Source organism: Streptomyces sp. NPDC104313, assembly GCF_055583985.1.
In genome coordinates this window covers 349,554-362,461 of record NZ_JBVJMW010000002.1, presented here as the reverse complement: position 1 = coordinate 362,461, position 12,908 = coordinate 349,554, and the positions used below count along the sequence as shown (strand labels likewise).

The following is a 12,908-nucleotide window of genomic DNA, read 5'->3' as shown; positions in this document are numbered from 1 at the left end:
CGAAGTACACGGAGCACGGGCAAGGAAGGGTGCGCACCCATGGCCAAGCAGAACGTGGCGGAGCAGTTCGTCGACATCCTCGCCAGGGCAGGCGTCAAACGCCTGTACGGCGTCGTCGGCGACAGCCTGAACCCCGTCGTGGACGCCATCCGGCGTAACCCGGCCATCGACTGGATCCACGTCCGCCACGAGGAGACCGCAGCCTTCGCGGCCGGTGCGGAAGCACAGGTCACCGGCTCACTCGCGGCCTGCGCCGGCTCCTGCGGTCCGGGCAACCTGCACCTCATCAACGGCCTGTACGACGCACACCGCTCGATGGCCCCGGTGCTGGCCCTCGCCTCGCACATCCCCTCCAGCGAGATCGGCCTCGGCTACTTCCAGGAGACCCATCCGGAGCTGCTGTTCCAGGAGTGCAGCCACTACAACGAGATGATCTCCAACCCGGAGCAGATGCCGAGGCTGCTCCAGACGGCGATCCAGCACGCCATCGGGCGCGGCGGCGTCAGTGTCGTCTCGATGCCGGGCGACATCGCCTCCAAGCCCGCCCCCGAGAAGAGCATCGAGCACGCCCTTGTCACCGCCCGGCCGACGGTACGGCCCGGCGACGATGAGATCGACAAGCTCTGCCGCATGGTGGACGAGGCCAAACGGGTGACGCTGTTCTGCGGCAGCGGCACGGCCGGGGCGCACGCAGAGGTCATGGAGTTCGCCGAGAAGATCAAGTCCCCGGTCGGGCACGCGCTGCGCGGCAAGGAGTGGATCCAGTACGACAATCCGTACGACGTCGGGATGAGCGGGCTGCTCGGCTACGGCGCCGCGTACGAGGCGACCCACGAGTGCGACCTCCTCGTCCTGCTCGGTACGGACTTCCCGTACAACGCCTTCCTCCCGGACGATGTGAAGATCGTCCAGGTCGATGTGCGCCCCGAGCACCTTGGCCGCCGCTCCAAGCTCGACCTCGCGGTCTGGGGCGGTGTGCGCGAGACGCTGCGCTGCCTGACGCCCCGGGTGAAGCCCAAGTCCGACCGCAAGTTCCTCGACCGGATGCTGAAGAAGCACGCGAACGCCCTGGAGGGCGTGGTCAAGGCCTACACCCGAAAGGTCGAGAAGCACATCCCGATCCACCCCGAGTACGTTGCCTCCGTGCTGGACGAGATGGCCGACGAGGACGCCGTGTTCACCGTCGACACCGGCATGAACAACGTGTGGGCGGCCCGCTATCTGACACCCAACGGCAAGCGGCGGGTGATCGGTTCTTTCAGCCATGGCTCGATGGCCAACGCTCTGCCGCAGGCGATCGGCGCCCAGTTCACCGATCTGAGCCGGCAGGTCGTCGCGATGTCCGGCGACGGCGGATTCTCCATGCTGATGGGCGACTTCCTCACCCTGGTCCAGCACGACCTGCCGGTGAAGGTCGTGCTGTTCAACAACTCCTCGCTCAGCATGGTGGAGTTGGAGATGCTGGTGGCGGGCCTGCCGTCGTACGGGACGACCAACGGGAACACCGACTACGCCGCCATCGCCCGTGCGGCCGGCGCCTACGGCGTGCGCGTGGAGAAGCCCAAGCAGTTGCAGGGTGCGCTCAAGGAGGCCTTCAAGCACAAGGGGCCCGTGCTCGTCGACGTGGTCACCGACCCGAACGCGCTCTCCATCCCGCCGAGGATCAGCGCCGACATGGTCACCGGCTTCGCGCTCTCCGCCAGCAAGATCGTGCTCGACGGCGGAGTGGGCCGGATGCTCCAGATGGCCCGCTCCAACCTCCGCAACGTGCCCCGTCCTTGAGTCCGCGGGCGCGCCTGCCACTCTCACGCCGGGGTCAGGCGCACCGTCGGCCGGTCCGTGCCCGCCCGCCCATCGTGCGGAGGCTCAGCAGCCTCGGTCGACCAAGGACGACGGACAGGAGGGCGGCCGAGGAGCCGAGCCGAGTAGTGCGTGGGGGGATGCGCATGCCGTCATGATGACGCGCGGAGAAGTCGGGTCGTCAACGCGGGACTCAGGTGTTCCCGCCGGACGTCAACCGGAGCTGCGCCTATGTGGTGATGGCGTGCGCGGGTGGCTTGTTCCGTGCGCCCCTCGCCGCTTCTGACCGTTCATCCAGTGATGGGCCGACAAGCGTGACCGTGTACGTACAGGGGCATGCATCCCGTGAGGCTGTTCGACGGGCGGCCGGATCCAAGGAGGTCGGTTCACTGTGCGGGCGGGGGAAATGACGAAGCGCCAGAGAAAGACCGCGGTCATCGAGGGGCGTGGCCCCCGGGGCCGGAGACCGGGCGAGCCGCCACCGCCGGCCCGAATGCGCCGGAGGGTGGGCCACACCGAACGGTCAGCGGTGCGCGAAGTGCGCCGGGAGCTCAGGGAGTTCCTCCGGCATCGCTCCGACGAGGAGCAGACCGAGGCGGCGGAGCTGCTGGTGAGCGAGCTGGTGACCAACGCTCTCATCCACACCCGGCACGGGGCCGTGGTCACCGCCACGGCGACGCCCGCCCGACTGCGTGTGGAGGTCCAGGACTTCGCGTCGGAGGATCTGCCCGCACCGTACGTACCGAACGCCGACGACGGTACGCATGGCAGGGGCCTGATCCTGGTCCGGAGCCTGGCCGACGCCTGGGGCGTGGAGGCGCAGTCCTTGGGCAAGGTCGTCTGGTTCGAGCTGCATGGCGGAGGACCCTGAGGGCCCTCCGCCGCGAGGCGCGCTCAGCCGAACTGCCGCTCAAGATCCTTCAGTTTCTGTTCCAGCGAGTCGAGCCGGGGCAGCGTCTGCGTATCGTCCTCGGCTGTGAGGTCGACGGTCCGCGGGTCACTTCCCCGGCTCGAAGCGTCCAGGCTCTTCGAGCTCGAACCGTCCGCCTGCTTCGGGCCGACCGCTTGCAGGGATGGCCGGGGTCGCAGGGGCAGCTGACCCGGCTCTGCTATGGCGGGCTCCGCGACGGCCGGCGCCGTGCCGCCCGATGCCGGGGCGAGGGCGGGCACATCCACCTGCCGCTCGCCCCGTCCACCGCGTCCCCAGGCCCGGCTCTGCCGGTTCAGGGCCTTGATGCGGGCCCGGTCCAGCTTCTCCTGGTCGCGTCGGCGCAGCCGGTCCTGCTCACGTTCCTTGCGGTCCTCCCGCACCTCGTCCACCGCCTCGTCCAGGGTGCGGACGCCCTCCAGGAGCATCAGCGACCAGGCGCCGAACGTCTCCCTGGGCGCCCGAAGCCAGCGGACGATCCGGATCTGCGGCAACGGGCGCGGCACCAGGCCCTGTTCGCGCAGCGCGGCGCGGCGGGTCTGCTTCAGCGCGCGGTCGAAGAGCACCGCGGCCGAGAGGGACATCCCCGCGAAGAAGTGCGGTGCGCCCGCGTGGTCCATGCCCCGGGGGGCGTGCACCCAGTTGAACCAGGCGGCGGCCCCGGCGAACGTCCACACCAGCAGCCGGGAGCCGAGCGCCGCGTCTCCGTGGCTCGCCTCCCGTACGGCCAGTACGGAACAGAACATCGCGGCCCCGTCCAGTCCGAACGGGACCAGATACTCCCAGCCTCCGGTGAGGTTCAGGTTCTGTCGGCCGAAGCCGACGAGGCCGTGGAAGGAGAGCGCGGCGGCGACCGCCGCGCAGCAGAACAGCAGGACGTAACTGGCGGTGGCGTACAGCGCCTCCTTGCGTCTGCGGCGATCCTCGCTGCGTTCCCAGGAGTCGTCGGCCGCGGCCTTGCCGGCGGCACGCTTGCCGCGTGCGACCACCGTCACCGCCGCCATGACTCCCGCGAGCAGTACGGCGCCCGGAAGCAGCCAGTCAAGCGATATGTCGGTCAGTCTCATGCGCGGTCCCTTGCGTCACGTAGGGCGTTTCGTGCGCCATCGTGACGGAGTTCCCGTCCCGCTCCGGTGGTTTCGGGACAAGAGCACGCCATGGGGGTGGGAGAGGCTATCGATGGGTGGAATCTTCTCGAACGAACGCCCGGTCAAGCCGAGTCGCGTTCGATTCCACGTCATCCGGACGGGCGGTGTGGATCAGGAAGCTGCCGCGAGCTTCCGCACCCGGTCCGCGTCACCGGTACGCGGGCAGGTCACGCAGGTGTCCTCGGGGCGCAGGGTGTAGAAGAGGCAGCAGCTCGCCCGGTCCCGGGTCGGCAGCGACCGGCCGTCGGGTCCGGTCAGCTCGCGGAAACCGGCCCCGCCGGCGTACGGCTTCGTCGTGCCGGGGAGCAGCAGCTCCAACTCGGCCATCGCACGGCGCTCCTCGCCCAGCAGATGCGCGATGTACCAGAGGCCCTCGACGATCTCGTCCGTCGCCATTCCCCACAGGGCCCGCTTCCCGCGCCGCATGCGCGGCCCGAAACCCTCCAGCACCGGACCGAGGTGCTCGGTCAGGGAGGCCAGGACCTCGGCCCGCAGCGCCGCCTCGTCCGCGACGACCCGGGCCCCGGGCAGCGCGGCGGCCGGGTCGTCCGGCAGACAGGCGAATTCCCGGACCCGCACGGTCAGATGCCCCAGTGCCCGCTGGAAGGCCACGTCCTCGACCGGGATCCTCGGCACCCGGCGGTGCAGGAACCACGGCACCGTCACCAGCAGGCAGGCGGGCCAGGCGTACCGGTGCAGACCGAAGCTCGCCACCACGTCGGGACGGGCCTGCTGCCCGTAGTCGCGCAGCACCTGGGCGTTGTCCCAGGCGAGGAAGGCGTCCAGGGCGTGATCGCCGGCGGCCAGCTCCGCCGCGCCGACCCAGCCCGCTCCGGACGGGGCTACGGCGTCGCCGTCGAGCACGTCGGCCCGCAGACCGGGGAACACCTCGGTCAGGCGGGCGTACGCGGCGGTCACGGGGGACGTCGCGGTGCCGGTGAACGGCGGGGAGAGGGTCATGCAGGGGACCACCGAATCGGGATCGTCGCAGGTAAGGTTTACCTTACCCGATGTCATCGATGTTTGAACCGCAGCCTCCTGCCTCTATCGTGCACAGGAGGTCCGGCGCACGCGAGTCGGCCCGCGGCTGGCGGAGGAGGTCCGGGTGGAGCAGGGCAGCGCGCATGAGGACGCACGTGCGGCGTACGCCCTGGGAGCGTTCCCGCGTACTCCGGCGGAAGGCCGGATGCCCGGATACCGGGTGCCGGAACAGGCCCGGTTCGAGCGGGCCGGGTTCGAGCGGGCCGGGGGGCGACCGGCCGAGGGGGACCAGGCCGCTCGGGGCGAGCACACCCACAGTGAGCCGCCCGCGCCGCGTGCCGTCCGGCGCCACTCCGTCCGTGGCCAGATCCTGGACGCCCTGCGCGCCGCCCTCGTCGAAGGCGAGCTGGTGCCCGGCCAGGTGTACTCCGCCCCCGCGCTCGGCGCCCGCTTCGGGGTCTCCGCCACGCCGGTGCGCGAGGCCATGCAGAGGCTGGCCGTCGAGGGCGCGGTCCAGGTCGTGCCGAACCGCGGCTTCCGGGTCAGTGAACGCGGCCCCCGCGAGCTGGCCGAACTGGCCGAGGTGCGGGCGCTGATCGAGGTCCCGGTGATGCTGAGCCTGGCCCGTACGGTCCCGGCTCACCGCTGGAGCGGCCTGCGCCCGCTGGCGGAGGCCACGGTCACGGCGGCGGCCGTCGGCGACCGGGCCGGCTACGCCGAGTCGGACCGGGCCTTCCACCGCGCGGTCCTCATGCTGTCGGGCAACGAGCAGCTCGTGACCGTCGCCGACGAACTGCACCGGCGTTCCCAGTGGCCGCTGGTCGCGGGCCCCGCCATCCGCCGGGCCGACCTGCTGGCCGACGCCTCCGAGCACACCGCCCTGCTGGACGCCCTGATCTCCCAGGACCTGGCCGTCGTCAAGGCCCTGGTCCTCGAACACTTCGCCGGCGCCGACGGCTGAGCGGGGCGGTGTCCGCGACCCCCAGGGGGCCGCGGACACCCCGCCTCAGTTCGCCTCGGCGGTGCGCGGGGCCGGGGGCCCCAGGTAGGGGGCCAGCCAGGTGGGCACGCCGCCCAGCAGACGGAAGAGCCGGCCGGCCTCGGCGCGCAGCCGCTCAGCCTTCGGCTCCTCCTCCGCCTCCGCGAGGGAGATCAGCGCCGGGGCCGTGCCGACCAGGAACCCCAGCTCCTCCCTGATCCGCAGCGACTCCGCGAAGCCGTGCCGGGCCTCGGCCAGTTCCCCCTCGCGCAGGGCGAGCGCCGCCAGATGCCGCCAGGTGGACGACAGCAGCAGCTCGTCTCCCCGGGCTGACGCACCGGCGTGCGCCCGGCGGAACGCGGCGCGCGCCGACTGTGGCGACTCGGCGATGTTCTGGGCGATCAGCCCGCGCCGGAAGTCCAGCAGCGGCCGGGCCGGGGAGGCGGGCGCCAGCAGCGCCGCCGACCGGCTCAGCGCCACGCTCGCCTCGTCGGCCCGGTCCCGTACCGCCAGGAGGGTCGAGGCGTAGGCCAGATGGCCTCGCTCGGAAGCGGCCGAACCGCGTTCGTCGTCGCTGCGGGCGATGGCCTCCGCCGTGCGCAGGGCGTCCTCGGCGTCGGTCCAGCCCTGTCCGGTGTAGAGACACCGCTCGGTCAGCAACGCGGTGCGCTGGAGGGCGGAGGCCGGATCGGTGCTCGCGTGATGCTCCAGCAGTGCGGCCGCGTCCGTCCAGCAGGCGCGTGACCGCAGCCGCCATACCGCGGTCTGGAGCGGCGGATCGTCATCTGCTGTCGTTCCGGAACCAGACATGGCGGTATGCGCCACATTGCCCTCCCCGAGCGCGCCATTGTGCTGTTGGTACGGCGCATCTCAGCACGGAATGGCACGCCGGGCCAAGGGGTCCGGGCAATGTCAGGTGAAAGATTTCACAATCGACCGGAGTACGACGGGGCCCGCCGGGCCCCGTGCGCGGCCGAAGATCAGCTCATGCGCAGGGCGAGGAAGAAGTCGAGCTTGTCCTCCAGGCGCGAGAGATCACGCCCCGTCAACTGCTCGATTCGCCCCACGCGATAGCGCAACGTGTTGACGTGCAGGTGCAGCCGGGCCGCGCAGCGGGTCCAGGACCCGTCGCAGTCCAGGAAGGCCTCCAGCGTCTCGATCAGCTCCGCCCGGTGACGCCGGTCGTAGTCCCGCAGCGGGTCCAGCAGCCGGGCGGTGAACGCCCGCCGGACGTCGTCGGGAACGAACGGCAGCAGCAGCACGTGCGAGGCCAGCTCGTGGTGACCGGCCGCGCAGACCCGCCCCGGACGGGCCGCGGCCACCCGGCGGGCGTGCCGGGCCTCTTCCAGCGCGCCGCGCAGTCCTTCGGCGGAATGCACGGCCGCGCTGACACCCAGTGTCAGCCGGCCATCGTCGGCGAGTCCCGCGGAGAGCGGTTCGCGCACGGAGGCGAGCAGCGCGTCGGCGTGCAGCCCGGGATCCGCGTCGAGGGTGTCCTCGCCGCCCGCCCGCGCGGCATCGCTCGCAGCGCTCTCCCCGGCCTCCGCGGCCGCGGTGGTGAGCGCGGGCAGCGGCACCAGCGCGACGGCCTCCTCGCCCGTGTGGGCGACGGCGATCCGGTCGGCCGAGTCGGGGCCGCCGACCACCGGGTCGACGAGGATCTCCTCCAGCAGCGCCTGGGCCACCGGGCCGCTCGCGATGTCGCCCGCGTCGGCCGCCCGGCCCGCGACGCTCCAGTCGACCCGGGCCACCACGACCTGCCACTGCGGGGCCACCCCGAGGCCGGGCAGCAGGACCGGTGCGGCGACCCGCAGCCTGGCCGCGATCTCGGCCGGTGCGGCGCCCGCCTGGACCAGCTCCAGCACCTCCTGGGCGAGCCTGCGGCGTACGGTACGGGCCGCGTCGCGGCGGTCGCGTTCGACCGCGATCAGCTGGGTGACGCCCTGGAGCAGATCGAGCCGGGCGGCGGGCCAGTCCGAGGCGTCGGCCTCGACCGCCAGCAGCCAGTCGGAGAGCACCGACTCGCGTATGTCGCGGGCGGCCGGTCCCGCGCCCCGGCCGGTGTTCCGGATCGGGAAGAGCGAATACGTCGTGCCGGCCACCACCGCCCGGTGCGGGCCCCGACGGCCGGTGCGGGTCGCGGCCAGGTGGTGCCCGGCCAGCGCCGTCCCCAGCGGTCCGGGCAGCGGGGCGCCCGCCCCGGCGATCCGGCGGCCGGTGGGGGACAGGACCCAGGCCCGCAGGTCCAGGTCGGACGTGAGGAGGTCCAGGACCACCTCGGGGCCGCCGCCCGCCGGGCCCGAGGTCATCAGCCGCCGGTGCCGGTCCACCACGGCCGCCAGATCGCCCGCCCGCTCGCCGGAGACCTGGCGTACGACGTACTCGGTGATCGTTGCGAATGCCACGGTCTCGTTCACGGCGAAGAGGGGGAGGCGGTGGTGCCGGCACGCCTCGACCAGATCGGCGGGGATGTCGCCGAGCTCCGCCTCGCCGGCCGCGAGACCGACCACCCCGGCGCCCGCCAGGATCCGGACGAACGGCTCGGTGTCCGTCGCGTCCCGGCGCCAGGCAAGGCCTGTGAGCACCAGCTCTCCGCCGGAGAGATAGCGGCTGGGGTCGCGCAGGTCGGTCGTCATGACGCCCCGGACCGAGCGGTCCAGCTCGTCCGCGCCGCCGAGCAGCCGCAGGCCCAGCGCGTCATTTTCCAGCAGTGCGCGCAGCCGCATCTCGTCGCCGCCGATCTTTCCGTAGGGGAGCAGGTGAAGGTCGTGAAGGAGCAGGTGGGGTGGAAGTGGGTGAAGGAGGTCGTGGGGCGGGGGAGTCGTGAGGCGAACGGGTATCGGTGAAGGGAGGCGAGGTCACTGGTTCCCGCTATTCGTTCGAATCTACAAGACGAGGACGGACACCAGCCAACTCCTTCAGTGTTTCGGTGACTGCACCGGTAGGAGCGCGGCTTGTGTACTGGGCCACACCACGTGAACGCCATAGGAACGAGCCAGTCGAGGGCCGGCCGTCCCCAGCCCCGGCGAACGACCCCCTTGAGGAGAAGAGAGCCACTCATGGACTTCCTTCGCCCCGCCAGCTGGGAGGAGGCGCTCGCGGCCAAGGCCGAGCACCCCACGGCTGTGCCCATCGCGGGCGGCACCGATGTGATGGTCGAGATCAACTTCGACCACCGGCGGCCCGAGCACCTCCTGGACCTGAACCGCATCGGTGAGCTGTCCGAGTGGGAGGTGGGCCAGGAGAGCGTGCGGCTCGGCGCCTCCGTGCCGTACAGCAGCATCATGGAGCACCTGCGCACCGAGCTGCCCGGTCTGGCGCTCGCCTCGCACACCGTCGCCTCCCCGCAGATCCGCAACCGCGGCGGCGTCGGCGGCAACCTCGGCACCGCCTCGCCGGCCGGTGACGCCCACCCGGCCCTCCTCGCGGCCGACTGCGAGGTCGAGGCCGCATCCCTACGCGGCACGCGGCTGATTCCCATCGACGCGTTCTACACCGGGGTCAAGCGCAACGCCCTGGAGCCGGACGAGCTGATCCGCGCCGTGCACATCAAGAAGGCCGACGGACCCCAGCAGTACTCCAAGGTCGGCACCCGCAACGCCATGGTCATCGCCGTCTGCGCGTTCGGTATCGCGCTGCACCCCGAGACCCGCACCGTGCGCACCGGCATCGGCTCCGCCGCCCCGACGCCCGTCCGGGCCAGGGTGGCCGAGGAGTTCCTGAACGCCGCGCTCGAAGAGGGCGGGTTCTGGGAGAACGGCAAGATCATCACCCCTGCGATCGCCCAGCAGTTCGCCGCCCTCGCGTCCGGCGCCTGCAACCCGATCGACGACGTGCGCGGCACGGCGAAGTACCGCAGGCACGCCGTCGGCATCATGGCCCGCCGCACGCTCGGCTGGACCTGGGAGCAGTACCGCGGCGCGGGCCGCACGCTGGAAGGAGCCGCGTAACCATGCGAGTCAATTTCACGGTCAACGGCCGTCAGCAGGAAGCCGACGACGTGTGGGAGGGCGAGTCCCTCCTGTACGTCCTGCGTGAGCGCATGGGCCTGCCCGGCTCCAAGAACGCCTGTGAGCAGGGCGAGTGCGGTTCCTGCACCGTCCGCCTGGACGGCGTCCCGGTCTGCGCTTGCCTCGTCGCCGCGGGCCAGGTCCAGGACCGCGAGGTCGTCACCGTCGAGGGCCTGGCGAACTACGCCAAGCACCGCGAGGACGCCCACCCCGGCGGCGGCTGTGCCTCCGGCGCCTGCGGCACCACCCTGGACGCCGCCAAGCACTGGCAGTCCAAACCCGCTGACGGCAAGACCGGCGAGGCCGTCGAACTCTCCCCGGTCCAGCAGGCGTTCATCGACGCCGGAGCCGTCCAGTGCGGCTTCTGCACCCCCGGCCTGCTGGTCGCCGCCGACGAGCTGCTGGAGAACACCCCCTCGCCGTCCGACCAGGACATCCGTGAGGCACTCTCCGGCAATCTGTGCCGCTGCACCGGCTACGAGAAGATCCTCGACGCGGTCCGCCTCGCGGCCGCCCGTCAGGAAGAGGCGGCCCAGTCATGACGACGACCCCCAGGGCCCGGACCGCACCGGCCGGCACGCCTACCAGGATCACCCAGGCTTCGCCCACCAGGGGCGGCGTCGGCGAGTCCACGCTCCGCCCCGACGGCACGCTCAAGGTCACCGGTGAGTTCGCGTACTCCTCCGACATGTGGCACGAGGACATGCTGTGGGGCCAGACGCTGCGCTCCACCGTCGCGCACGCCGAGATCGTCTCCATCGACACCTCCGAGGCGCTCGCGACGCCCGGCGTCTACGCGGTGCTGACCTACGACGACCTGCCCGCCGCGATGAAGAACTACGGTCTGGAGATCCAGGACACCCCGGTTCTCGCCCACGGCAAGGTCCGTCACCACGGTGAGCCGGTCGCCATCGTGGCCGCCGACCACCCGGAGACCGCGCGGCGCGCCGCCGCCAGGATCAGGATCGAGTACCGCGAGCTGCCGATCGTCACCGACGAGGTCTCGGCGACCGCTCCCGACGCCGTACTCGTCCACGAGGGCCGCGACGACCACCACATCGGTCACGTCCCGCACCCCAATATCGTGCACCGCCAGCCGATCATCCGCGGCGACGCCGACGAGGCCGCGAAGCGGGCCGACACCATCGTCACCGGCGATTACACCTTCGGCATGCAGGACCAGGCCTTCCTCGGCCCCGAGTCCGGTCTCGCGGTGCCCTCCGAGGACGGCGGCGTCGAACTGTACGTCGCCACCCAGTGGCTGCACTCGGACCTCCGCCAGATCGCCCCCGTCCTCGGCCTGCCCGAGGAGAAGGTCCGCATGACGCTCTCCGGCGTCGGCGGGGCCTTCGGCGGCCGCGAGGACATCTCGATGCAGATCCACGCCTGCCTGCTGGCGCTCCGCACCGGTAAGCCGGTCAAGATCGTCTACAACCGGTTCGAGTCCTTCTTCGGACACGTCCACCGGCACCCGGCGAAGCTCCACTACGAGCACGGCGCCACCAAGGACGGCAAGCTCACCCACATGAAGTGCCGTATCGTCCTGGACGGCGGGGCCTATGCCTCCGCCTCCCCGGCGGTCGTCGGCAACGCCTCCTCGCTCTCGGTCGGCCCGTACGTCATCGAGGACGTCGACATCGAGGCGATCGCGCTCTACACCAACAACCCGCCCTGCGGCGCGATGCGCGGCTTCGGTGCGGTCCAGGCGTGTTTCGCCTACGAGGCGCAGATGGACAAGCTGGCCGCGAAGCTGGACATGGACCCGGTGGAGTTCCGGCAGCTCAATGCCATGGAACAGGGCACCCTGCTGCCCACCGGACAACCCTGTGACTCGCCGGCCCCGGTCGCCGAACTGCTGCGCCGGGTCAAGTCCCGGCCGCTGCCGCCCGAGCAGCAGTGGCTGACCGCGGGCAGCGAGGGCACCTCCGTCGACGTCCGCGCACTGCCCGGCGGGCTCTCCAACACCACCCACGGCGAAGGCGTCGTGCGGGGTGTCGGGTACGCGGTCGGCCTGAAGAACGTCGGCTTCTCCGAAGGCTTCGACGACTACTCCACCGCACGGGTCCGGATGGAGGTCATCAACGGGCAACCCGTCGCGACCGTGCACACCGCGATGGCCGAGGTCGGCCAGGGCGGCGTCACCGTCCACGCCCAGATCGCCCGTACCGAACTCGGCGTCAACCAGGTCACCATCCACCCCGCCGACACCAGGGTCGGCTCCGCCGGATCGACCTCCGCCTCCCGCCAGACGTACGTCACCGGCGGCGCGATCAAGAACTCCTGCGAAGCCGTACGGGAGAAGGTCCTGGAGCTGGGCCGAACCAAGTTCGGCACCTACCACCCGGCCTGGGCCACCGCCGAACTCCTCCTGGAGAGCGGCAAGGTCGTCACCGACGGCGGCGAGGTGCTGGCCGATCTCGCCGATGTCCTGGAGGACGAGGCGATCGACATCGAGCTGGAGTGGCGCCACCGGCCCACCGAGGCGTTCGACCTGCGCACCGGACAGGGCAACGGCCATGTCCAGTACTCCTTCGCCGCGCACCGCGCGGTCGTCGAGGTCGACACCGAACTGGGCCTGGTCAAGGTCATCGAACTGGCCTGCGCCCAGGACGTCGGCAAAGCGCTCAACCCGCTCTCCGTCCTCGGCCAGATCCAGGGCGGCACCCTCCAGGGCATGGGCGTCGCCGTGATGGAGGAGATCATCGTCGACCCGAAGACCGCGAAGGTGCGCAACCCGTCCTTCACGGACTACCTCCTGCCCACCATCCTCGACACGCCGACCATCCCCGTCGACGTGCTCGAACTCGCCGACGAGAACGCCCCGTACGGGCTGCGCGGCGTCGGCGAGGCCCCCACCCTGTCGTCCACCCCGGCCGTCCTCGCGGCGATCCGGAACGCGACGGGTCTTGAGCTCAACAGGACACCGGTGCGGCCCGAACACCTCACCGGCACCTGAGAGTCCGCCGGGCGATGTCCCACCGGTCCTCGCCCAGGCGCTCCCCGAACTCTCCGGGCGGTGTGCGGAGCCGAGAACGTCACACGTTCCCCACCCCGCACCGTCC

At 71.5% G+C, this 12,908-nt stretch carries 10 protein-coding genes; 6 read left to right on the top strand and 4 right to left on the bottom strand.

The window, feature by feature from the left end:
* Positions 1–39 precede the first annotated feature (39 nt).
* The gene (locus tag ACZ60Q_RS05535; protein WP_469628794.1) at positions 40–1,782 is read left to right on the top strand and encodes a pyruvate dehydrogenase; all 1,743 of its coding nucleotides are present in this window, start codon (positions 40–42) and stop codon (positions 1,780–1,782) included.
* 523 nt (positions 1,783–2,305) lie between these two features.
* A complete protein-coding gene (locus tag ACZ60Q_RS05530) occupies positions 2,306–2,671 on the top strand; it encodes an ATP-binding protein (RefSeq protein WP_469628791.1) in 366 nt (121 codons plus the stop codon).
* A gap of 23 nt (positions 2,672–2,694) precedes the next feature.
* Here the strand turns inward: ACZ60Q_RS05530 and ACZ60Q_RS05525 are convergent, their stop codons facing one another.
* Both ACZ60Q_RS05525 and ACZ60Q_RS05520 read right to left on the bottom strand, forming a co-directional pair.
* Positions 2,695–3,795 (bottom strand): DUF2637 domain-containing protein, encoded by a 1,101-nt coding sequence (locus ACZ60Q_RS05525; protein WP_469628788.1) that lies wholly within the window; start codon positions 3,793–3,795, stop codon positions 2,695–2,697.
* 192 nt (positions 3,796–3,987) lie between these two features.
* The gene (locus ACZ60Q_RS05520; RefSeq protein ID WP_469628786.1) at positions 3,988–4,836 is read right to left on the bottom strand and encodes a (2Fe-2S)-binding protein; all 849 of its coding nucleotides are present in this window, start codon (positions 4,834–4,836) and stop codon (positions 3,988–3,990) included.
* 145 nt (positions 4,837–4,981) lie between these two features.
* Here ACZ60Q_RS05520 and ACZ60Q_RS05515 point away from each other — a divergent pair, with 145 nt between their 5' ends.
* Positions 4,982–5,818 carry a GntR family transcriptional regulator gene (locus ACZ60Q_RS05515; RefSeq protein WP_469628783.1) on the top strand — a complete coding sequence of 279 codons (837 nt, stop codon included), beginning with the start codon at positions 4,982–4,984 and terminating at the stop codon, positions 5,816–5,818.
* 45 nt (positions 5,819–5,863) lie between these two features.
* Here the strand turns inward: ACZ60Q_RS05515 and ACZ60Q_RS05510 are convergent, their stop codons facing one another.
* Entirely contained in the window at positions 5,864–6,646 is a 783-nt protein-coding gene (locus ACZ60Q_RS05510; protein ID WP_469628781.1) for a hypothetical protein, read from the bottom strand.
* A 170-nt stretch (positions 6,647–6,816) separates the two neighbouring features.
* Positions 6,817–8,562 carry a PucR family transcriptional regulator gene (locus ACZ60Q_RS05505; protein WP_469628778.1) on the bottom strand — a complete coding sequence of 582 codons (1,746 nt, stop codon included), beginning with the start codon at positions 8,560–8,562 and terminating at the stop codon, positions 6,817–6,819.
* Positions 8,563–8,895: 333 nt separating this feature from the next.
* Between ACZ60Q_RS05505 and ACZ60Q_RS05500 the strand changes: the two genes are divergently transcribed.
* The 3 genes from ACZ60Q_RS05500 to ACZ60Q_RS05490 are packed head-to-tail and all read left to right on the top strand — an operon-like array spanning position 8,896 to position 12,802.
* Entirely contained in the window at positions 8,896–9,786 is an 891-nt protein-coding gene (locus ACZ60Q_RS05500; protein ID WP_469628775.1) for an FAD binding domain-containing protein, read from the top strand.
* Positions 9,787–9,788: 2 nt separating this feature from the next.
* Complete coding sequence (locus ACZ60Q_RS05495) at positions 9,789–10,388, top strand: (2Fe-2S)-binding protein (RefSeq protein WP_469628772.1); 600 nt, start codon at positions 9,789–9,791, stop codon at positions 10,386–10,388.
* On the top strand, positions 10,385–12,802 hold the full coding sequence (locus ACZ60Q_RS05490) for a xanthine dehydrogenase family protein molybdopterin-binding subunit (protein ID WP_469628769.1): 2,418 nt from the start codon (positions 10,385–10,387) through the stop codon (positions 12,800–12,802). Before ACZ60Q_RS05495 ends, ACZ60Q_RS05490 begins: the two co-directional genes overlap by 4 nt.
* Positions 12,803–12,908: the final 106 nt, after the last annotated feature.